Origin of the sequence: Desulfitobacterium sp. THU1 (assembly GCF_038181555.1) — a bacterium.
Lineage (GTDB): Bacteria > Bacillota > Desulfitobacteriia > Desulfitobacteriales > Desulfitobacteriaceae > Desulfitobacterium.
The window spans coordinates 119,992-141,819 of sequence record NZ_JBBWUA010000002.1; the positions used below are offsets into that span (position 1 = coordinate 119,992).

Annotated in this window: 18 protein-coding genes; 2 read left to right on the plus strand and 16 right to left on the minus strand. The window is 44.6% G+C overall.

Annotation, left to right across the window (positions count from 1 at the left end; all coding sequences use genetic code 11):
* Positions 1 to 2: 2 nt before the first annotated feature.
* The 8 genes from AAC978_RS02850 to AAC978_RS02885 all read right to left on the minus strand — a co-directional run bounded on the left by AAC978_RS02850 (position 3) and on the right by AAC978_RS02885 (position 8,756).
* Entirely contained in the window at positions 3 to 998 is a 996-nt protein-coding gene (locus AAC978_RS02850) for a beta-ketoacyl-ACP synthase III (protein WP_341546461.1), read from the minus strand.
* 38 nt (positions 999 to 1,036) lie between these two features.
* Complete coding sequence (gene plsX, locus AAC978_RS02855; RefSeq protein WP_341546462.1) at positions 1,037 to 2,044, minus strand: phosphate acyltransferase PlsX; 1,008 nt, start codon at positions 2,042 to 2,044, stop codon at positions 1,037 to 1,039.
* Positions 2,045 to 2,061: 17 nt separating this feature from the next.
* On the minus strand, positions 2,062 to 2,631 hold the full coding sequence (fapR, locus tag AAC978_RS02860) for a transcription factor FapR (RefSeq protein WP_341546463.1): 570 nt from the start codon (positions 2,629 to 2,631) through the stop codon (positions 2,062 to 2,064).
* A 156-nt stretch (positions 2,632 to 2,787) separates the two neighbouring features.
* On the minus strand, positions 2,788 to 5,217 hold the full coding sequence (gene ligD, locus AAC978_RS02865; RefSeq protein WP_341546464.1) for a DNA ligase D: 2,430 nt from the start codon (positions 5,215 to 5,217) through the stop codon (positions 2,788 to 2,790).
* Between the two features lie 4 nt (positions 5,218 to 5,221).
* Positions 5,222 to 5,995 carry a non-homologous end joining protein Ku gene (gene ku / locus AAC978_RS02870; RefSeq protein WP_341546465.1) on the minus strand — a complete coding sequence of 258 codons (774 nt, stop codon included), beginning with the start codon at positions 5,993 to 5,995 and terminating at the stop codon, positions 5,222 to 5,224.
* Between the two features lie 183 nt (positions 5,996 to 6,178).
* The gene (locus tag AAC978_RS02875; RefSeq protein ID WP_341546466.1) at positions 6,179 to 6,412 is read right to left on the minus strand and encodes a heavy-metal-associated domain-containing protein; all 234 of its coding nucleotides are present in this window, start codon (positions 6,410 to 6,412) and stop codon (positions 6,179 to 6,181) included.
* A gap of 90 nt (positions 6,413 to 6,502) precedes the next feature.
* Positions 6,503 to 8,356, minus strand: coding sequence for a heavy metal translocating P-type ATPase (locus tag AAC978_RS02880; protein ID WP_341546467.1), 1,854 nt, complete (start codon positions 8,354 to 8,356; stop codon positions 6,503 to 6,505).
* 100 nt (positions 8,357 to 8,456) lie between these two features.
* Complete coding sequence (locus AAC978_RS02885) at positions 8,457 to 8,756, minus strand: iron-sulfur cluster repair di-iron protein, ric (protein WP_341546468.1); 300 nt, start codon at positions 8,754 to 8,756, stop codon at positions 8,457 to 8,459.
* Positions 8,757 to 9,222: 466 nt separating this feature from the next.
* On the opposite strand from AAC978_RS02885, the gene AAC978_RS02890 reads away from it, so the two are divergent.
* A complete protein-coding gene (locus AAC978_RS02890) occupies positions 9,223 to 9,963 on the plus strand; it encodes an SIMPL domain-containing protein (protein WP_341546469.1) in 741 nt (246 codons plus the stop codon).
* 102 nt (positions 9,964 to 10,065) lie between these two features.
* On the opposite strand, the gene fabG (AAC978_RS02895) is transcribed toward AAC978_RS02890, so the two are convergent.
* The 6 genes from fabG (AAC978_RS02895) to AAC978_RS02920 form a co-directional block, all read right to left on the minus strand.
* Positions 10,066 to 10,806 carry a 3-oxoacyl-ACP reductase FabG gene (gene fabG, locus AAC978_RS02895; RefSeq protein WP_341546470.1) on the minus strand — a complete coding sequence of 247 codons (741 nt, stop codon included), beginning with the start codon at positions 10,804 to 10,806 and terminating at the stop codon, positions 10,066 to 10,068.
* Between the two features lie 131 nt (positions 10,807 to 10,937).
* On the minus strand, positions 10,938 to 12,977 hold the full coding sequence (locus AAC978_RS02900; protein ID WP_341546471.1) for an alkaline phosphatase family protein: 2,040 nt from the start codon (positions 12,975 to 12,977) through the stop codon (positions 10,938 to 10,940).
* Between the two features lie 183 nt (positions 12,978 to 13,160).
* Positions 13,161 to 14,894, minus strand: a complete 1,734-nt coding sequence (locus tag AAC978_RS02905; RefSeq protein ID WP_341546642.1) for a methyl-accepting chemotaxis protein — start codon at positions 14,892 to 14,894, stop codon at positions 13,161 to 13,163.
* Positions 14,895 to 15,097: 203 nt separating this feature from the next.
* Complete coding sequence (locus AAC978_RS02910; protein WP_341546472.1) at positions 15,098 to 16,111, minus strand: tripartite tricarboxylate transporter substrate binding protein; 1,014 nt, start codon at positions 16,109 to 16,111, stop codon at positions 15,098 to 15,100.
* A gap of 23 nt (positions 16,112 to 16,134) precedes the next feature.
* On the minus strand, positions 16,135 to 17,643 hold the full coding sequence (locus tag AAC978_RS02915) for a tripartite tricarboxylate transporter permease (protein WP_341546473.1): 1,509 nt from the start codon (positions 17,641 to 17,643) through the stop codon (positions 16,135 to 16,137).
* Positions 17,644 to 17,658: 15 nt separating this feature from the next.
* Positions 17,659 to 18,123 carry a tripartite tricarboxylate transporter TctB family protein gene (locus AAC978_RS02920; protein WP_341546474.1) on the minus strand — a complete coding sequence of 155 codons (465 nt, stop codon included), beginning with the start codon at positions 18,121 to 18,123 and terminating at the stop codon, positions 17,659 to 17,661.
* Positions 18,124 to 18,548: 425 nt separating this feature from the next.
* Here AAC978_RS02920 and AAC978_RS02925 point away from each other — a divergent pair, with 425 nt between their 5' ends.
* Positions 18,549 to 19,451, plus strand: coding sequence for a LysR family transcriptional regulator (locus AAC978_RS02925; RefSeq protein WP_341546475.1), 903 nt, complete (start codon positions 18,549 to 18,551; stop codon positions 19,449 to 19,451).
* Between the two features lie 180 nt (positions 19,452 to 19,631).
* Here the strand turns inward: AAC978_RS02925 and AAC978_RS02930 are convergent, their stop codons facing one another.
* A complete protein-coding gene (locus tag AAC978_RS02930) occupies positions 19,632 to 20,810 on the minus strand; it encodes an acetyl-CoA C-acetyltransferase (RefSeq protein WP_341546476.1) in 1,179 nt (392 codons plus the stop codon).
* A 53-nt stretch (positions 20,811 to 20,863) separates the two neighbouring features.
* On the minus strand, positions 20,864 to 21,607 hold the full coding sequence (gene fabG, locus AAC978_RS02935; RefSeq protein ID WP_341546477.1) for a 3-oxoacyl-ACP reductase FabG: 744 nt from the start codon (positions 21,605 to 21,607) through the stop codon (positions 20,864 to 20,866).
* Positions 21,608 to 21,828 lie beyond the last annotated feature (221 nt).

Below are 21,828 nucleotides of genomic sequence, written 5' to 3' on the forward strand. Positions count from 1 at the left end.
GATTAAACTCCTCTCTTGGACCACTTTACAACTGCGGCTCCCCAGGTTAATCCTCCGCCAAATCCTACCATAACCATGATGTCGGCATACTTTAAACGACCGCTACGTGATGCTTCATCTAAAGCCACCGGAATCGAGGCTGCTGACATATTTCCATAGCGGTCAAGATTGACAATCACTTTATCAGGATCGATGCCTAAGCGTTTAACAGCTGAATCAACAATGCGCGTATTGGCCTGATGGGGAACAAGACAGTCAATATCCTCTTTATTCAAACCTGCTTTGGCCAGAGCCTTTAAAGCTGTCTCCCCCATGATGCGGACCGCAAATTTAAAAACCTCACTACCCGCCATATGAATGGTGTGCATCTTCTTCTCTACGGTTTCAGCGGAAGTTGGATGCATGGATCCGCCTGCCGGCACATGCAAGAGATGACCACCCGAGCCATCCATACCTAAATCAAAGCCCAAAAATCCATAGCCGTCTTCGACCTGCTGTAAAACTGCCGCCCCTGCTCCGTCTCCAAACAAAATGCAGGTTCCTCGATCTTCCCAGTTTAAGAGCTTACTCAAGGTTTCGCCACCGATCACTAACGCATTTTTATAGATGCCGGTCGCAATAAACTGGGATGCTGTTGCAACCCCATAGAGAAAACCAGTACAGGCAGCTTGGAGATCGAAGCCCGCAGCCTTCTTCGCACCTAAGCGTTCGGCTACAATACAAGCCGTGGCCGGAAAAACAAAATCGGGCGTAATGGTAGCGACAAGAATCAGATCCAGCTCCTCCGGTGCAAGGTTAGCATCTTCCAAAGCTCGTAATGCAGCCTGATAGCACAGTTCTGATACCGGTGTCTCAGCATCGGCGATATGCCGTTCCCTGATTCCTGTTCGGGAGACGATCCACTCATCATTCGTGTCGACCATCTTTTCAATATCAAAATTCGTTAACACCTTTTCCGGTACATAAGAACCGGTGCCCACGATACCTACACTTACCATGACGTATCCTTCTTTCTCGAGTGCAATTATGTTCTCTCTTACTCCGCTTGCGCGGAAGCGAATCGCGGAAGTTCCTGCTTAATTTCTTCAATAAAGCTGCTCTCCACACATTCCTTGGCCACCCGGATGGCATTAAAGATAGCCTTTTCATTGGAACTTCCATGGGAAATAATGCTGATCCCGTTAACTCCCAGCAAAGGAGCTCCCCCGTATTCAGCATAGTCGAGCATCTTAGCGATTTCCTTTAAACCCGGCTTAATGGCAAGGGCGCCCAGCTTGCGTACCGTTGTGGAGGTGATCTTCTCCTTAATCAGCTGAAACAGTGCCCCAGCCAATCCCTCTGTGGTCTTCAAGACCACATTGCCTACAAAGCCATCACAGACCACTACATCCGCGTCCCTTCCATAAGGAACAGCTCGGCCTTCCACGTTGCCGATAAAATTCAAGGGAGATTTCTGAAGAAGTGGATAAGTAGCCAGAGTCAATTCGTTTCCTTTCGTTTCCTCAGCTCCGATATTGAGCAACCCTACTTTAGGGTTTTTGATTCCGAGGATGCTCTCGGCATAGATACTCCCCATCATGGCGTATTGAACAAGATGCTCGGGCTTGGCATCGGGATTCGCCCCTACATCAAGGATGAGCTTCCCCCCCTCTAAGGTAGGCAACACGGTAACGATGGCTGGACGATCAATCCCTTTAATACGACCTAAACCAAGCAAAGACGCTGCCATCTGCGCTCCGGTACTACCTGCACTTACCAAGGCATCTGCCGTTCCTTCCTTGACCATGCGCGTAGCTACAACTATCGATGAGTCCTTCTTCTTGCGAACAGCCTGAGCAGGATGCTCATCCATCTCGACGACCTCGGAGGCCTCCTGAATCTGGATTCTTTTCGGCAATTCACCCTGGGGCAAGCACTCCTTGATACGTTCAGTCTGTCCAACAAGAACAACTTCAATGTCAAATTGTTCGACGCTTCGAAGTGCGCCTTTGACAATCTCAACCGGGGCATGGTCCCCTCCCATGGCATCCACAGCGATTCTCATTTCGCTACTCTCCCTTCTTACTCTTCCAAGGGCTTTTCAATGGAAAAGACAACCCAAGTCCCGGATAATACCACCTCTTGGTCAACATAAGACTTAATTTGAACCCGGTACTTATTGTCTTTGTGGCTCAATACTTTCCCTTTTGCTAATACCACTTCACCGTAACGGACTGGGCGTAAAAATTTCATATCGACGCTTCCTGTAACGACCATCTCCGCATCCACAAGGGCGATGGCTAAGGAATTAGCTTGAGCGAATAAATGATGTCCTCGCGTCACACGCGCCTTGCTCAAGACCATTGACTCTTCAATTTTTAGTAGGGTTGATCCCGAATCGCCAACGCGCAGCTCACGTAACTCACCGACAAGCTCTGCTTCACCTAAGGACTTAAGGGTATCATATGCTCCGTGGGCAACCGCTCGGGTACGTTCCCGAAGCTCAGGGATACTTAATTCAGTACGGTCTAGGCGAATGGTTGAGACGCTTACCCCAAAATGCTTAGCGAGCTCTTCATCCGTGGAAAATGGATTATTTTCAATTTCCTCTCGTAACGCTTGATGGCGTTCATGTTTATGATGTCTTGTCATAATACCACCACTCTTATCATTTTACGACCTGGTACTAATATTATAACTTAGGATGTTTCTGCTGACAAGCAGCAAAGCAGTGATAGGTTAGGATACCCCAAAATACAACAATCTCCAACCACATGTTCAGGTGATTGGAGATAAAATAGACACGAATCATTTCAGCTTTTGCTGAGCTTGAAAGAAATCTTGCCAAGGGTCAGCACGGCTCATCCTGGCTAGCGCTTCCGCCATATCGATACTATCTGGGGCAATCGTGTCAAGCTCATCCCAGGCTATAGGCATAGACACCTTAGCTCCCTTTCTTGTTCGCAAGGAATAAGGAGCAATACTGGTAGCTCCTCTGCCGTTGCGAATCCAGTCGATAAATATTTTGCCTGCACGCTTAGCTTTTCTAACATTGCTTGTATACCGGTCGGGCCATTTTTGCTCCATGACCTCGGCAATGCCCCGAGCAAAATTATAAAATGCCTCCCAAGAAACGGAGGGCTTTAAAGGGACAACCACATGATAGCCCTTGCCGCCGCTGGTCTTTAGATACGCATTCAGGGAAAGCTCGGTGAGAATACTTCTAACATCCCAGACCCCCTGACGCACTCTACCTAGGTCCATTCCCTCATCCGGATCGAGGTCGAAAACCATCAAATCAGGCTTTTCCAGCTCATCGATGCGACTTCCCCATGTGTGAAATTCTAGGGTCCCCATCTGCGCTTCCGAAATAAGCCCTAGTTTGTTCTCAATATAGAAATAATCTTCTATTTCTCCACTGCCGGTGGTCACCGGAAGAGTGATGATTCCTTTGTTATCCGGGCCGGGATGCTTTTTATAGAAGCATGTCTGTGAGATGCCCTTGGGACAGCGCACTATGCTAAGGATTCTGTGGCCCACATAGGGTAACATACGCTCCGCTACCTTCTCGTAATAGCGGACCACATCCGCTTTTGTGATTTCTGGTTCGTCAAATATCACCTTATCCGGATTGGTAATCTTTATCCCTGCGATGTCGATGCTGTTGCCTTTTGTTGCCATTGGCTTCTCCCATTCTTTTGGTGTATCCAATTCCTTGACCGTGACTTCTCTTTGGATATCCCGGGGATGCTTATCCGCCTGCAAGCCTTTAAAGCTTGCCTGCCTTAGAAGCTGATCTTCCGTCCATTCGGCAAATTTAATTTCCGCGACCAGTTCAGGTTCAAGCCAAGTCATTCTTTCATTCGATCTTGGTTGGGGTGCTTCTGAGAAGGATGGTTCCGCCTTTTGCAAGTTTTTGAATTGTTCCGCTAGCTTCTTTCTTTCACGTTCACTGAAGCCTGTTCCGGCGCGTCCGCAATAGATGAAGTCCTCACCTTCATAGATCCCCAGAAGGAGCGAGCTTATTCCGCTGGTCTTTTTGTCCGAAAGGGTATATCCCCCGATGATAAAATTCTGCCTTTGCTCACATTTCAGTTTAATCCAGTCCCCGTTTCTCGTTGCGCTGTATAAGGAATCCATCTTTTTACCGATGATTCCTTCCATACCTGCCTCACAGGCAGCGGCAAAGCTTTCCTTCCCCTTACCCATCACATGCCGACTATAGTAGATGCTTCCGGGGGCATCCTTCAGCAAAGCTTCAAGGGTCGCTTTTCTCTCGATTAGGGGACGCCCTCGCAGATCCGCCCCATCCAACGCCAGCAGATCAAAGACAATATAAGTTAAGCTTTGCTCCTTGGGGTTCTTAAGGTAGTTTTGCAGTGCCTGGAAATCCGTCTTGCCCTCAAGGTCCGTAACGGTCATTTCCCCATCGAGAATCATTGCCCTGCCAGCGGCCCCATTGATAAGGGTCGTGGCTACACCTAAAAACCGCCCGGTATAATCATTACCATTTCTGGTCATCAGCCGAGCTCTATTGCCTTCCACAAACGCCAAAATCCGATAGCCATCATACTTCAACTCATAAAGCCAATCCTCACCATCAGGAACCTTGGTCACCAACTTCGCCAGCTGTACCCCCGCCCTCTCAAAAGGATTCCTTGTGATCCTCACCTCGGCTCCGGCTTCGATCTCTAGCATGGAACGATCGGTCCGGATGCTGGTGGTAAATGTGGCAATCCCCGCTTCGGCTTTGGTGTATTCATCTTTCTCTTTCAGCAGAAGCCAGTTATCCTTCGTCTCTCCGTCCTTCGATTTCAGTCGGACCAAAGCCCATTTCCCCTTTAAGCGTCTTCCATTTAGAACGAACTTTAAGCTACCTTCATGCAGACCTTCTTCCACATTGCCACGAGGCTCCCACAAGCCCTCATCCCAGAGCATGACCACTCCGCCGCCATATTCGCCCTTAGGAATCGTCCCCTCAAAGTTCCTGTACTCAAGTGGGTGATCCTCCACACGTACAGCAAGCCTCTTGTCATGTGTATTATAGGAAGGACCCTTAGGTACCGCCCAGCTCAAAAGAGTTCCTTGCCATTCCAAGCGCAAATCATAATGGTCTTTGCGGGCCAGATGGTGTTGGACAACAAATCTTAACTGCTCATCAGAATCTATTTTCCCTTCAGGCTCCAGCGTTTTGGCAAAATTTCTTTTTTCGTTGTATTCCTTCAGCCTCGTCGTCATAAAACTATGCTAATTCCTTGTTTCTTTGGGCTTTATCCACGCTGGCCCTGAGAGCTTCCATCAGGTCGATGACTTTTCCGGTGTTGTCAGCCTCCGCAGTGACAACCTCCTTGCCGGAGATTTTTGACTCGATGAGCATGCGGAGCTTTTCCTGGTATTCATCCTTATATTGGGTGGGGTCAAAGGGAGTGTCCATGGCATTGATCAAGGTTTTGGCCATATTTCGTTCCTGCTCGGACACTTCCGGTTTTGAATACTGTTTTTGGAGCTCTTTTATATCCTCGGCGTAGAACATCGTGGCAATGAGGATCCCCTCTTCCCGGGGAATAATCGCCATAAGAGTATCCTTTGTGCCCATGACGGTTTTCCCAATGGCAATCTTCTGTTCGTTCATCAGCGCGGCTCGCAAAAGCTCGAAGGCCTTTTCGCCTCCTGGCTCAGGTGCGGCCTGATAGGTTTTATTGTAGTAGACGGGGGAAATCTGATTCAATTGGGCAAAATGCAGAATCTGAATAGACTTCTCTTTTTCAGTCTTGATCTTTTCGATCTCTTCTTCGGTAACCACAACATACTTGCCATCATCGTACTCGTACCCTTTGACAATATCCTTTGCCGTAATTTCCTTTTCGCAATGAGCGCAGGTCTTTTTATACCTGATACGGCTTTTGTCCTCTTTATGCAGCTGATTGAAATGGATATCATTGTCTTGGGTAGCTGTGTACATGGCGATGGGAATCGCGACCATACCGAAAGTGATAACTGATTTACGCGAGATCATTATGGATACACCTCCAGACCAAGGATTCTGCCATGGTTCTAACATTCCTACATCTTCATCTTTATTTTCCCTATAAGGAACGCGGAGTATACAACAAGCATAGAGCCTCAATCTAAAAACCGGTCCCCATGGCTAGATTGTAAGTTCTAACTCACGAGGACCGGTTGTTTTGCTTTAATCGCTTTATAGTGCTTTTACTTGTGACTTTTTCACTTCATATCCTAACTTCTCGATAGCATTTTCGATATCCTTTACCGATATTTTTCCATCATCAAAGTTCACTTTTACTTTGCTCGAGTTAAATGAAACATTGACACTTTCTTTATCTACACCTTCTATAGCTCTTACTGCATTGTCTATCTTCTGTAGACATGACGGACAAGTTAATGTTCCTAATTGAATGGTTGCTTTTTGCATTTTCATCGCTCCCTTATGCTTTTTACTATAACTCTATTTTACACTGGTTATGGTTAATATAAATTGATTTAGATCAAGCTTTGTCTCTTTTTAATATCTTAGTTTGTAGCGAAGGAGTCTCATACCGTTGAAAATTACGACTAAAATACTTGCTTCGTGGACTAGCATGCCTATAGACATGTTCATCCATTCACTGAAGACAAGGCTGGCAAGGAGAATTAAGACAACTCCCACGGCGATAATAATATTTTGGCGCATGTTGTTTGCTGTTGCCTTAGTTAAGCCTAAGGCATGAGGCAAGCGACTAAAGTCTGAATTCATGAGGACAACATCTGAAGTTTCAATCGCAACATCAGTACCGCTTCCCATAGCAATACCGATTTGGGCCAGCGCAAGGGAAGGACTATCGTTTACTCCATCGCCGACGAAGGCGACGATTCGGCCTTTTGCTTGTAATTCCCCAATATATGCTGATTTATCTTCCGGCAACATGTGCCCATGAGCTTCTGTAAGCCCAAGCTCACGCGCTACTAGATCAACTGTTCCTTGGTTATCTCCGGAAAGAACGACTAGGTTTTTAACCCCTAGCTTTTTCAGCTTCTGCAGATCTTCTTTAACACCGGGACGAATTTGGTCACGAATACCCATGAGTGCTTTTAATTCACCATCAACTGCTGTTAGGACAAGTGAGTTTCCATTCTTTTCAAAGCTGGCAATATCTGCGCGAGCCTTATCAGTTAGCTCGACACTTTCTTGTTCCATGAGTGCGACATTACCGACGGCAACTCGGTGTCCATCGACCTCAGCGACAATCCCGCCACCTTTTACAACATCAGTCTTTTCAACTGGATATAATTTTGTATTGCCAATATATTCTACAACTGCTTTAGCTAAGGGGTGGTCTGATTCATTTTCCACACTGGTAAGGTAACCTAATACTTCATTGACGTTCTCGGCATAGATCTGTTTGTCAGCTACCTTAGGATTCCCTATGGTTAGGGTACCCGTTTTGTCAAATACTACTGTATCAACCCTACTAAAGTCATTGATTACCTCACTACCTTTGAGTAAAACACCGTGCCGCGCTCCATTACCGATGCCAGCAACATTAGAGACAGGTACCCCGATAACTAAGGCTCCTGGGCATCCCAGAACTAATATGGTAATCGCCAGTTCAATATTTCGTGAAATTAACCCTACGATAATCGAAAGAACCAAAACTGCCGGAGTGTAGTATTTAGAGAATCGATCAATGAACCGTTCTGCTTCTGATTTTGAATCCTGTGCTTCTTCAACTAACTCAATAATCCTTCCAAAGGTGGTATCTTCACCGACACGATCAGCGACAATTTGCAAGGTTCCATTCTCCAAAATCGTTCCGGCGTAGACTTGAGTATCCTTCTTTTTGCTTACCGGTACAGATTCACCAGTAATACTCGCCTCATTGATATGACCTTCCCCACTTAACACTGTGCCATCGACAGGAACTTTGGCACCGGTTTTAACCAGTAATATATCCCCTACATCTACCTCATCCACTTCTACTTCTTCAAACTCCCCGTTTTCCATTTGTTTTAAAGCACTTTCCGGGGCCATCTCAGTTAATTCTTTGATTGCCGAACGTGTTTTATTCAAGGTTCGCTGCTCTAAAAAAGCGCCAAATAAGAACAAGAAGGTAACGATAGCTGATTCTTCAAAGTTCTTAATTAAAAATGCCCCGACAACTGCGATTGTGACTAAAACATCAATGCTGACGACCTTCACCCTTAATGCTTGATAGGCTTGGATAGCAATAGGTGCAACTCCCAGTATTGAGGCGGTAGCTAAGAACCAAATAAATAATTCAATATTTTCAAAAGCAAATCTGCTTATAAAGGCGATGGCAATTAAAATTGCGCTGATCCATGTTATGTGATTTTTCTTACCTAATATAAATCTCTGCATCCCAATTCTCCTTCCTCCGCATTTTCTGTTTCCAAGATACCTTCGAATGATTTCCAGAAAGCAATTTACAAAATTGCTTTCTGGGTTCACATAGTGCTAATTAAGCTTGGTATGCCTTATCTACTTCGGCTAACATGTTGTACACCGCTTCATAGCTTTCACATACATCACTTGGAACCGTGTAGTTATGGGTAACTTCACGTAATCTGGCAAATTCCTCATTTAAATCAGGGCTTTCTGCTGCTTCTTTTGTTTTCATTTTAATCATCTCAAACAGTTTACGAACTTCATGAAACTCCGGGTGATTACCGCCATGAACCCTGTCGACAATCGGTACATATTGTTCTAAGGTTTTGAAATGGGTTTCCTTTACTTTTTTAAATGCTAATTGCTTTGACATATCTTATTCCTTCTTTCTTTTCGTATCATTCCTGAACTTTGACTTTATTCTAGCAGTGTTTTACTGAATATAAATTGATTAAAATCAATTATATTAATTTTCCCTAAAGAAAACCCCGGTTATACAGCACTAAAGAAAACTTGGCTTGCGCCACGAAAGCACTGCTTTCGCACTTGTTGCCTTAGCGCAGGCGGAAGCCTTTGTTGCACTTATACTATCTACCGAGGAAAGCTTTTATACTTTTTGATAGTGTAAAAAAACCTCGATATGTTCTCATGAACTATATCGAGGGGGTTTGGAAGTCCTACTTATTCTTTTAATCTTAACTCTTTCGTAAACTATTATTAAATATTTTGTAAATAACTTTCTATCAACGCTTGTTATTGTGAAGAGGAAAGAATTACTCAAACAACACAGGGAATGTGCGAGTAAAACCTTATCAAATGAAAAGGAAGGATATAATGCAATGATTGAAAAACCAAAAAGCCTTATTATTTGGATCACCGCTGCGATTATGGCGATCAGCTTATTTGCATCGGCATCCATTTTGACGTATGGTTGGGTAAAAACGAAATATCAGCCCAACACGGTTACCGTTACAGGATCAGCGAAAAAACAAATCAAGTCCGATTATGTTATTTGGACAGCATCTTTCAGCAGGCAGGATGCCAGCTTGTCGGAAACCTATCAGGCCCTTCAGAGTGATCTCGCCAAAGTAAAAAAATACTTAGCAGAAAACGGCTTGACAGAGAAAGATTATACCGTCTCCTCGGTAAGTACCGGTGTTATCAACACAATTCTTGATAACGGCTCCTACTCCAACAACATCGAAGCCTACAGGCTCAGCCAGCAGATCGAAATCCGGTCCTCTGATGTGGATAAAATCACAACCCTATCCCGGGAGTCGACAGAATTAATTCAGGACGGAGTAGAATTCCAGTCTATGCCGCCAAGCTATTATTATACCAAGATTGCCGATTTAAAAGTGGAAATGCTTTCCTTAGCGACCCAGGATGCCAAGCTCAGGGCCCAAAAAGTAGCGGAAAACTCAGGTGCGAAGCTTAGCGACCTGAAATCGGCAAAAATGGGCGTATTTCAGATCACAGCAGTTAACTCGGATGAAATATCTGATTACGGCATGAATGATACTTACTCAATTGACAAAGAAATCATGTCCGTCATGAATTGTGTTTTTACGTGCAAATAGACCTCTCATAACGTACCCATAGCTCAACTATTAACGACTGTGGATTCTTCGGGATCCACAGTTTTCTTTTTCGAACAAAAAAGAAGCTGTTGTTCGTCAAACTTATGTATAAAGCCCACCGTCAACCCGAATGACTTCACCATTGATGTAACTTGATTCGTCAGAGGCTAAGAATACCGCGACACTAGCGACTTCTTCCTGCTTGCCGAGTCTTCCCAGAGGAACGGAGCTTTCGATCTGATTGATGATATGCTCGGGCATACCCTTCACCATATCCGTACCAATAAAGCCGGGGGCTATCGCATTTGACCTAATCCCTTTCCGTCCTAACTCTTTAGCCCAGGTCTTCATCATGGAAATAACGGCTCCCTTGGTGGCCGCATAATTGGTCTGTCCCACATTTCCATATAACCCTACCACTGAAGAAATATTGATGATATTTCCAGAACCTTGATCACGCATGATGGTGCCAATAACACTTGAACAATTGAACACGCCATTTAAATTGATGGCGATAACATTTTGCCATTGCTCCTGAGTCATCTTATGAAGCATGGCATCCCGGAGAATACCGGCATTGTTGACTAAAACGTCTATCTTCCCATAAGCTTCGAGCGTCTTTTGGGCAAGCTCTTGGGCTTGTCTGGCATCAGAAATGTCCGCCAGAATACCGATCGCATCCCCGCCTAAATCCTTGATCATGGCTACTGTTTCATCTATGGCAGTTTGATTGACGTCGTTAACGACAAGCTTAGCATCTTCCTTGGCCATAGCCAGGGCTATCGCCCGGCCAATTCCACGACCGGAACCGGTAATTATCACTGTTTTATTGGTCAGTCGCATGTTTCTCTCTCCTAACTTTTAGTCTTTTGTCTTGGGCTATTGTGAGTATAAAAGATTGTGCCGGATTCATTTTCCACTAGCAGAAGCGAAAGCTGAATCCGGCAATTTGTTTATCGAAACCCCGGCGCCCTTTATATTTCTTCGGTAAGAATTTGATGAACAGGTGATCCCTCAGACTGTGCCGGTAAGCGAACACCGCTCAGAAAGGCCATGGTAGGCGCGAGGTCTACTTGGCGAATAACCCGTTCTGTTTTATAACCCTCTTTAATTCCTGGCCCGGCTGCCACAAAAACAGGGGAGAGGGATGTATCGGCATAGCCGTTTTGAGTTGATAAAGAGTCCGCATGAATAACATTGAAAGTCTCTTCTTTGAAATAGACGATATCCCCGCACTCCGGTCCGCTCAAGCCAATGATGACAGCATCTTTATTGCGCATAGCCAGTGCCACAACCCGTTTGCCGGTTTTGTGATCCCGATATTGATACAAATCAGAGATGATCTGGGTTTCCAAATCGTATTGGTCTTTCGGGTCAACGATTCCGTGCTCGTCCCGGCCGATCAAATTGAGATATATATGATTACCGCGGCTGGCAACCGCTTTGGTGTTGGCCCAATCAAATTCGTGATTGCCGTCCTCATCTGTAATTATTTTGGCATAACCGAGTTCTTCCATGACCTGGGTAGTGATTCCACCTGCTTCACCTAATTCCACACCATGATTTTCCTGACAACTTAGACCATGGTCAGAGGTGATAATGATGGTCCAGCCTTCATCGATAAAGGACAAGAATCTCCCTATATATTCATCGGTTTGAACATACATTCTCTCGATAAATTTCTGGTAAGCATCCTCGTTGTTTTTCCACGTTTCCTGGTGCTTCGCAAAATGCCAGAAAAGATGGCCGCCATTATCAACATTGTGTAGATGGGAATAAATGATATCATATTTCTTATTTTTCATAAAATAGGTTAAGCAATCAGCCTGCCATTGTGAATAATGATCCCAGGTTGGGATAAATACCTTGTCGACAAGTATTTCGTTAGCGCCATTCACTACAGGTCTGTTAGGAACATATCCGATATTATCGATAACTTCCTTGTACAAACTCTTAGGGTGAAACAAGTCATCCCGGCTCACATCTAAGGCCATACCTATTAGCATCGTGACTTCAGTACCGTCAGGCTTAATTGTTAAGACATGGTAATTCCTATTACATAAAATGCTTTCCCCTTGATCATTCTTGATGGTATCAACCACGTCATAAACCGATTTCCCTGCTTCAATGGTCACCATCGGCTCGGCGTCTTTCTTTGATTTATAAACTTGAACTGTGTCATAAATCCCTTGTTCGTTTGCTAAGAGCAAGACAGGGCGGCGTTCGATGCCTTTTCCTAAGATAATTGTGAATTCCTTGGCTCCGGCTGGTGCTTTAGCCCAACCCACAGCTTCTTTGATCGGTGACTTAACTGAATCGGCGATCATTTTGGCCAATACATTTATCTCGTTTTCTTCTTCACAAGTGACAATATTTTTAATTATTTTGGCACCGCTTGAGATCGCCGCTCTTAAATAACTCACTTCTCCATCATCTTCGAGCAGTTCCTCCACATTCTCAATGATACAACCGGCACCCGGCGTAATAGTGGAAGTATTCGGCAGAAATTGTGTCTCTTTAAATTTGTCTGAAGCAACTACTATCTTGGAAATATCGACACCGGCAATTCCCGTATTGATGGTCTGGGGCTGAGTACCGTCTACAACATGAAGATTGGGACTATCTGAAGTGGCAGGCCATGAACTGCCCGGCCAATGCCATACTAAGGTTTTTTTGTTTGCCTCTTCAGCGTAAACATTCCACAAAGGTTCGGCTTTGGAACGCCTGGAGTCCAAATTATAAACCAAACTATCCAAATGACCATGATTGTGTCCAAAGAAGCAGGTAATACCGTGGGTACCCGGGTAGGCACCGGTAGCTAACGTCGTCCATAGGGTCGGAGTCACAGTAGGCATCGCCCCCAATAAAACCAGGTCTTCGCGGCTAGAACCCTTTTCTATGAATTTTTGCAGATTGGGCATTTTGCCTTGGTCCAAGTATTTCTTGGCCAGCTTTGGTTCAAAACCATCTACTCCGATAACAGCAATTTTTTCTGTTAAAGGTTTCCTCTTCATTTTCATAATCATCCTTTCGTCTTAAATTCTTATCCTAGAACAAATTTCGGGAAATAGAGATTATATTCACGATATTTCATCTACTGCTTCCCATTCATCTATAAAAATTATACTATAGTTAATCTGGTGTGATAATTAACGATTAAGAACGATTGATAAGCTGAGTCTATCAATTAAAAGGCATTAAAATTTGAAGCTCTCGACCATTCCATTCAGGTTCATAGCATGGTCTGCTTGGACCTGGGCAATCTTAGCCACTTGATCCATGGCCTTGGCCATCTCGTGCATATTTTGAGCGATTTCTTGGGAACTACTCGTGGTTTCTTGAACTGAAGCGGAAACAGTTTGGATGGCGTTATTGACCTCTTCAATCGATATAAGCATTTGTCCTGATGTCGTGGCGAAGTCTTCTACCAATGCCCCCACCGTATTGGCATCCTTCGCGTATTGTTCTTCAGCCTGCACTACCTTTTCATAGTCAGGAATTATCTTTTCATCGATAAATTTTAAAATTTCCGAAGAATGTTGGGAAAGATTTTTAAAGGCTTGGGTTACCTTGCTGATAACCTCCTGGATTCCAGCCACAGTTTGTGCCGATTGCTCAGCGAGCTTGCGTACCTCCTCGGCGACAACCGCAAAGCCTCTCCCCTGTTCACCGGCTCGGGCTGCTTCGATAGCAGCGTTCAAAGCCAGTAGATTAGTTTGCTCGGCAATACCAGCAATGGTCTCTGCCATGATCCCGATTTCCTGAACGACTTCACCGTTTTCAATAGCGAATATGATTTCTGCTTGTTTCTGTCCATAAATGCTTCGGGTCGCGCCCATTGAGGCTTCAGCATTTTCACGCATCAGCTGTGCCTTCTTCTCAATTTCTTTGGCGAGCCTATTACCCTCAGCCGCTTTCGCAGCAAGCCTTGCGGCCCCGTTGCTGATCTCCGTCCCTGAGGCCAGCATTTCCTCCGTGGACGCCGCCGTTTCCTCCATTCCTGCCGCAATCTGTTCAGATCCGACATTGATGCTTTGACCTTGAGTGTTCAGTTCCTGGGCTGAAGCCAATAACTCTGCTCCGACTATCTTTAGCTCCTCGGCAGTTGTCCCAACCTTTTCCAAGAGGCGGCTCATATTACTGTCGATATCATCATAGGCCCGGGCTAAGTCGCCAATTTCGTCTTTCCTTCTCACTAAGTTCTTCTGTTGATCTGTTGAAAAATCACCTTGGGCAAATAATTTGGCTTGCTCAACCGCAGCTAAAATCGGTCTGCTGATAATTCTGCCGATAAGCAAGCTGAATAACAAGGCCAGCACGAAACCGCAAGCAGTCAGGATCGTAATAATCAGTCTAGCTTCGGCAAAGTCCTCTTCCGAAGCACGCTGAAGCTCTTCGTTATGCTCTAAGGAAAAACCAATCAATCTTTTGATTAGTTCTTCGACCTTAGCTTGCTGCATGGTGGCTTGCTGATTAAAGTCTCCGGCTAAGGCATAGTTTTTTAGTTCAACTGTGGTAATCGCCTTTTCTCTCAAATCGTGGTATACGGCAACCTCACTTTTAAATTCCCCTAACAGGCCTTTTTCTTCCTCAGTTAAGTTAAGCATTTGATACTGCTGAATCAGTAGGTCATTATCAGCTATCGACTGCTCAATAACCTCTCTGGAATCACTGAGCGCTGTGTAGTCTTCGGAAACCTGGCTCTTCCAGATTACGTTGGCCATCTCCGCAGCACCTTTTGCGAAGTTCTTATTCAAGTCTTCCAAGATCAGAATAGGGCGGATACCTTCCTGGGTAACTCTTTTGATGTTATCGTTGACTTTAACTAGGTTTAACACCCCGGTAAGCCCAACGGACAGGATTAATAGGGCCATCAGTAAAAAACATATAAAAAGTTTTTTGCTAGTTTTTAAATTTATAAACCATCCCATTTCTACTAATCCCACTTTCTCTAGCAATTTAGAACAGATCCTTTTTTGGGGCCTTTTTTTAAGGTAGTATCAAAAAACCAACCCTGCTTGTCTTTCCTTCCCATCAGGGAATTTTGAGAATGAGAATGAGAATGGATTTTCGTAAAAACCCATTCTCATAAATAATTGAGTCAATATTTAGCGTGACTGTGAGCTACTAAGGGCTACTGCCGAACGCCAATCGATTCAAACAGTTTAGTATAGTGTTCAACTTGTTCATTGATTGAATTGTTATAGTCAGTCGTATTCAGATAGCTGATATTGGCGTGAATTTCCTTCATCTTGGCAATAAATTCTGGATCTTTAGACATTTCAGCGATGATTGCATCCCATTTCTTGACGATGGAATCAGGGGTGTTTTTGGGTAAACTTATTCCTCCATACCAAGTAACATCAATATCTATGCCAAGCTCTTGACAAGTAGGTACATCGGGGAATAGTGGGCTTCTCTCTTTGGAGGCGACAGCCAGAACTCTTAATTTGCCACCTGTTGCCAATGGATAAGTTTCTTGTACAGACTGGTCACCTAAAATCGCATGGCCTCCGGCAATCATGGTAATTCCCTCACTGCCGCTCTTCACCAGAATCGGTTGGGTTTTCGTGTAATCAACACCAATGGCGTTACACAATTCAGCAGCTGTAAGTGCATTCATGCTCGTCTTACTTAAACTGGTATGAGTTAATTTTTCTGGGTTTTGCTTAATCCACTCGACAAGCTCTTTCATGTCTTTATAAGGTGAATCAGCTGCTACAGAAAAACACATGGGATTTTCCACAAATTTAGAGACAAAAATGCGATCCTCAAGTTTAATCGGCGGATTGGTCATTCCGGCAACCATCAATACGGAAGAAGCGATATTATCCGCCATTACAGTATATCCGTCGGGTTTACCTTGCAATAAACCATATTGCAAGCCGGTGACGTTACCTGCACCTGGTTTGTTTACTACCAGAACAGGCTGATTCCATTTTTTGCTGGCATAATCGGCAACAGCACGAGCGGTTAGATCTGTGAGACCACCAGGACCAGCAGGAACTACTAATTCTATTTGTCTGGTCGGATAGGGATCTTCCTGCTTGGCTGTTTCTGTTGGCTTTTGGGCTGGTTGTGAGGAACACCCGACAACTGTCAAAGCCAAGATTAAGACGCTAATGAGACAAACAATACTCTTTTTCATTTAAAAGCCTCCCATTTATTCATTTATTCCTGTGCATACCCAGAGTTAACTATGCTGTCGCGGGTCCGCCGCCTAAGTTTAACGGAAATAATTACAAAGACAACGGTCATAATGATAAGAGCTAAGGAGATAGGGCGTTGAACGAAAATAAAAGGGTTTTTAAACGCCATATCAAACGACTGGATAAGTGACCTCTCTAACACCGGACCAAGGATATAACAAATTATTAAGGGAACTACTGGCCATTTATATTTGTTTAGGAAGTATCCTAGTACCCCGAATAACAGAGCGACTAGAACATCAAGCATATTGTTACGGATCGTATAGGTTCCAACAATAGATATCAGTAAGATAATCGGTGCTAATATTCCATAGGGTATTTGTGTTAACTTAGCCCAAAGGCCAACCAGAGGGAGATTGAGAACCAAACACATAACATTCCCGATAAACATACTGGCGATTACGGCCCAGACGAAATTACCATTCTGTTCGAATAGCATCGGTCCGGGAGTAAGACCGTAAATCATCAGCCCCCCTAGAAGAACAGCCAAAGGCGGTGAGGCGGGAATACCCAGCGCAAACAAGGGAATAAAACCTGCCGAACTTGTGGCATTATTAGCTGACTCAGGGGCAGCTACACCTTCTATAGCTCCCTTACCAAAGCGTTCCGGGGTTTTGGAACATTTCTTTTCTAAATCGTAGGCCAGAAAGGTTGTTACAGCCGGGGAGCACCCGGGCAATAAGCCCATGATGAACCCTAAACCACTGCCACGAAGTATCGCCATAGCACTTTGGCGCAAATCTTTAAGACTTGGGAAAACCGAACCGATATTACCCATCGAGATGGCAACCTTTTTCTCTTCAATCCCATTGAGCACTTCACTTATGGCAAACAAACCGATGACTATGCTGATGACATCCAGACCGCCCCATAATGTTGTACTGCCAAAGGTTAAACGCGGCATATTAGTTATTGTTCCCATTCCGATCAAGGAAAGAAGGTAGCCAAAAAAGCTCATTGCTAACGCTTTACTTATGGACGCTCCCCCTAAACTTATGACTACAGTTAAAGCTAAGAGCATCAGCGCAAAATACTCCGGCGGCCCGAACTTGAGCGCTTGATCAGCAAAAAGAGGAGCGAAAAAGGTCAAAGCTACTATCCCCAGTATCCCGGCAAAAAACGAGCCAATCGCTGCGATCCCCAGCGCCGGCCCTCCCCGGCCCTGTTGAGCCATGGGATAACCATCAAGACAGGTAGGCACAGAGGCAACTTCCCCTGGAATGTTTAGCAAGATTGCCGTCGAGGAGCCACCGTACATAGCCCCATAGTAGATTCCTGCCAGCATAATAATCGCCTGCGTAGGTGGTAAGACGGCAGTCAGCGGTAACAAAATAGCAATTGCCGATGCCGGTCCTAAGCCCGGTAATACGCCGACCATCGTGCCAATGAAAGCACCGAGGGCGGCCATCAGGATATTAGTCGGTTCAAGAGCCAATGAGAATCCGTTGAGCAACATTTGTAATGCTTCCATTTTAATTACCTGCCATTAAAAAATATTGATTCTAGGTTGTGGAAATGGGGTCTTCAACCATAGCACGAATATTCCGTAAAATATAACGATAAGTATCAGCGCATACACAAAACTACGCAGCCACCCATAATCACCGACCGTCCGGAACAAGCCCATACCGACAAGAAATGTACTGGCTGGATAGCCTATGACCTGCAATAATGCCCAATAAGTAAACAGTAGTCCCATAACTGAAAGTATCTTTTTGCGCAACTCACCGCTTGGGAACTCTGCTTTTTCTTCTTCCTTGGGCTTGAGCATAAAGACAAACAGCAAGCCGAGAATTATCAGAGCCAACCCTAGAAATCCGATAAATGTTTCATCCCCGATAATGGAACCTTTGTCATGCATAGGATATAATCTTATCGCCTCAAAAACAGCCAAGCCACCAATAATCATGAGAAAAGAACCGGCTATCCGATCTGCCAGCAAAGTTTTCACTACTTCTCACCTCCTTTACAAGGTGCTGGGAAAAGTTCAGCTACAGCTTTACCAAAAAGTTGTGTGTGCATAAAACTTACCTCCTTTGCTTTCGGAATTAGTCCGATAATTGGATCTAAACTGCAGCCATATCACCTTCCCATAGTTCTAATGAACTATTAATCTGATTTTCTTTTTGTACATGTACATACTATTGCAAAAAGCATGCCAGAGATTCCCTTGAGTCCACAAGCGAACAATTATTTGTGTTCAACCCCATTAGTTTACCATTAGTTATTCGTCCGGTGTAAAAGATTTCACATAAACCATATATCTTATTTCCCCATTTATCCTTTAAATGAATTATACTATAGTTATCCTGTGATGATAATTAACGATTAAAGATCATTGATAAGTTATGACTATCAATTAAATGAGGTGATTTAGTGGAAATGCGCCAGCTTCGCTATTTTGACTCTGTAGTTAAGTATGGAACAATGCGAGAAGCAGCCGCCAGGCTTTTTATAAGTGAACCTTCAATAAGCCAACAAATTCATGAATTGCAAAAAGAGATTGGATTACCATTATTTGAGAAGCAAGGAAGAAAAGTCGCCTTAACCGAGCAAGGCAAGCAACTTTTACCATTAGTCCAATCCATACTCGAAGCATATACTGAGCTAGAAGTCGGTATTTCGGAAATACTTAATCCCGGATCTGGACTGATAAAACTTGGTGTTATTCCGATTACGAGGCTTGACTTTGTTCCAAAAAAGCTGACAGAATTCGTGAAAATTTATCCTGATATTTGTGTTGAACTTATTGAAAGCGGAACATTGGAAATTATCGAGAGACTTCTTAATGATACCATGGATGTGGCTTTAATCGCGGCAAATAGCAGGATAAAAACACTCATGGAATTATCGGGTATTAAGTACCATGCATTATTCAATGCTAGTTCTGTGGCGATTGCATCATATAATCATCCTTTGGCAAAATATGATAAAATTTCTTTCAGTCAACTATTCAATGAAAGAATAATTTTACGTCGTCAAGGGATTTATCGCGAAGAAATTGATAGCTTTTTAGGAGATCTCGTAAAGAATGATGGGATCTATTCTACCGACACCTATGAAACCTCTATCAAATTAGTAGAATCAAATCTAGGAATTGCCATAATGCCTGAAACCTTTATTAGTGCATCTGGGTTAAGGGAAAGCTCTAAAATCAAAATAATTCCGTTGGACGATTTCCAAGTCTCCTTAGATATATGCTTTATTCACAAAAAGCGAAATTACTACCCGCTGTATCTTACAAATTTCATGCGGATATTTACGGATATCAACGATTGATCTTGGACCAATCGCCTGAAGGATGTAGTAAAGCCCCCAGATTCTGGGGGCTTTACTTTTGCACTTTAGGCACTGGCTGGATCATATAGTCCTAGAACGTCATCTATCTATGTAAACGAGATGGCTGAGTAAGGACAATATCGCTATCGCGAACTGCTGAATGGGGAATCCTTTAATGGGTTAGCGCTCAACGACGACGGCTATACCCTGCCCACCACCGATACAAAGGGTGGCCAGACCGAATTTGTCGTTTCTTTTCTTCATTTCGTGCAGCAACGTAACAAGGATACGGGTTCCGCTTGCCCCGATTGGATGCCCCAACGCTATGGCGCCTCCGTTGACATTCACTTTTGATTTAGGAAAACCCAGCTCCTTGGCCACGGCTAGGGTTTGTGCGGCAAAGGCTTCATTGGCCTCAATCAAATCAAGCTGCTCCAGCGCAATGTCTGCCCTCTTCAAGGCCTTTTTTACGGCAGTGACCGGCCCGACACCCATAATAGCCGGGTCCACTCCTGCCATCGCATAGCCTCTTATAGTCGCCAGATAAGGAAGTCCCAATGAGTCCGCCTTTTCTTTAAGCATTAGTACACAAGCCGCCGCGGCATCATTGATGCCGGAGGAATTGCCGGCAGTAACCGTACCGTCTGCTTTAAAGGCGGGTTTTAATTTCCCCAAAGTCTCCACCGTGGTACCACCACGAGGATATTCATCAATATCGAAAATAACCGGTTCACCTTTTCTCTGGGGAATCACCACCGGGATGATTTCCTCTCGAAAGCTTCCCCTATCAATAGCCGCTACGGCATTTTTCTGGCTCCTGGCCGCAAACTCATCCTGCTCAGCGCGGCTGATCCCGAATTCTTCAGCCACATTTTCGGCTGTGATACCCATATGATAATCGTTGAGAGCACACCACAGACCATCCTTAAGCAAGCTGTCTACCACAGTTCCGTTGCCCATGCGTTGGCCCCATCTAGCCTGATCCAAGACAAAGGGGGCATCTGACATGCTTTCCATTCCTCCCGCCACAACGATCTCGGCATCACCTGCCATTATGGCCTGGGCGGCTAAAACTATCGACTTTAGGCCAGAACCGCAAACTACATTGATGGTTTGCGCTGTCGTTTCCACAGGTAATCCCGCTTTTAAGGAAGCTTGCCGGGCAGGATTCTGACCAAGTCCGGCTTGCAGAACATTGCCCATGATAACTTCATCCACTTGCTCTCCCTGAATACCCGCTCTATGCACCGCTTCCTTAATCACCAGAGCTCCTAGATTAACAGCCCCATACCCTTTTAGTGCGCCTCCGAATGAACCAATGGGAGTACGAACCGCACTGACGATCACAACTTCTTGCATATCTCTTCCTCCTCATCGTTGTTCTACCGATGCCTGCCGATTAAGCCTTTGCCTTATCTATACATAAAGCCGCCTGCTACTAGAAGCTCCTCACCTGTGACCCAGGAAGCCTCTTCACTGCACAAATAGGCGATAACATCAGCGACTTCCGAAGGTTTCCCCATTCTCTTAAAGGCGGTTTTGCCGACAAAGTCCTCAAGCATATTCTCCGGCACAGCCCGCATCATCTCTGTATCAACCACACCGGGGCGTACACAGTTCACATTGATGTTATATCTTCCCCCTTCTCTGGCCAGACTCTTGGTCATTCCGATAATTCCGGCCTTGGTAAAAGAATAATTAGCCTGCCCGGCCTCGCCACTAGAATTCGTGGAGGATAGATTACAAATCTTTCCGTATTTCTTCTCTCTCATAATCATCCAAGCTACTTGGGTACAATTGAATAACCCCTTGCCATTAACGGCAATCACATCATCCCATTGTTTTTCCGTCATTTTATGAAAGATGGCATCCCGGGTTACTCCGGCATTATTAACGAGGATATCTACCGTACCAAGCTTGGCAACAATCTCGCCAAAAACCGTTTCCACCTCGGAGCGATTAACGATATTACACCCTAGGCCAATCACCTTAGCACCGCTGGGATCAAGTTCCATGGCCAATTGTTGAGCTCCGGACCCATTGATATCGATTATCGCTACCTTTGCCCCATCGGCGTAAAACTTTCTCACAATAGCCGCGCCGATACCTTGAGCTCCACCGGTAATTACGGCAACTCTTCCCGCAAACTTTGTCATGAATAAACACCTTCCTCTTCGTACATTTTCCGTTTTGAGATCCTATCTTTTTGGAATTATGGATTATAATACAAGCAAAATGCGTGCCAAGTTATGAAAAGTGACTGTGCCTCATAGTTTTTTAACTCTTTAGGTAAAAGCATCTAAAATATGTCGTAGAATCACAATATGGTGTATTGCAAAGCTTCAATATGTAGCATTTTTGCAACTATGCTATTTAA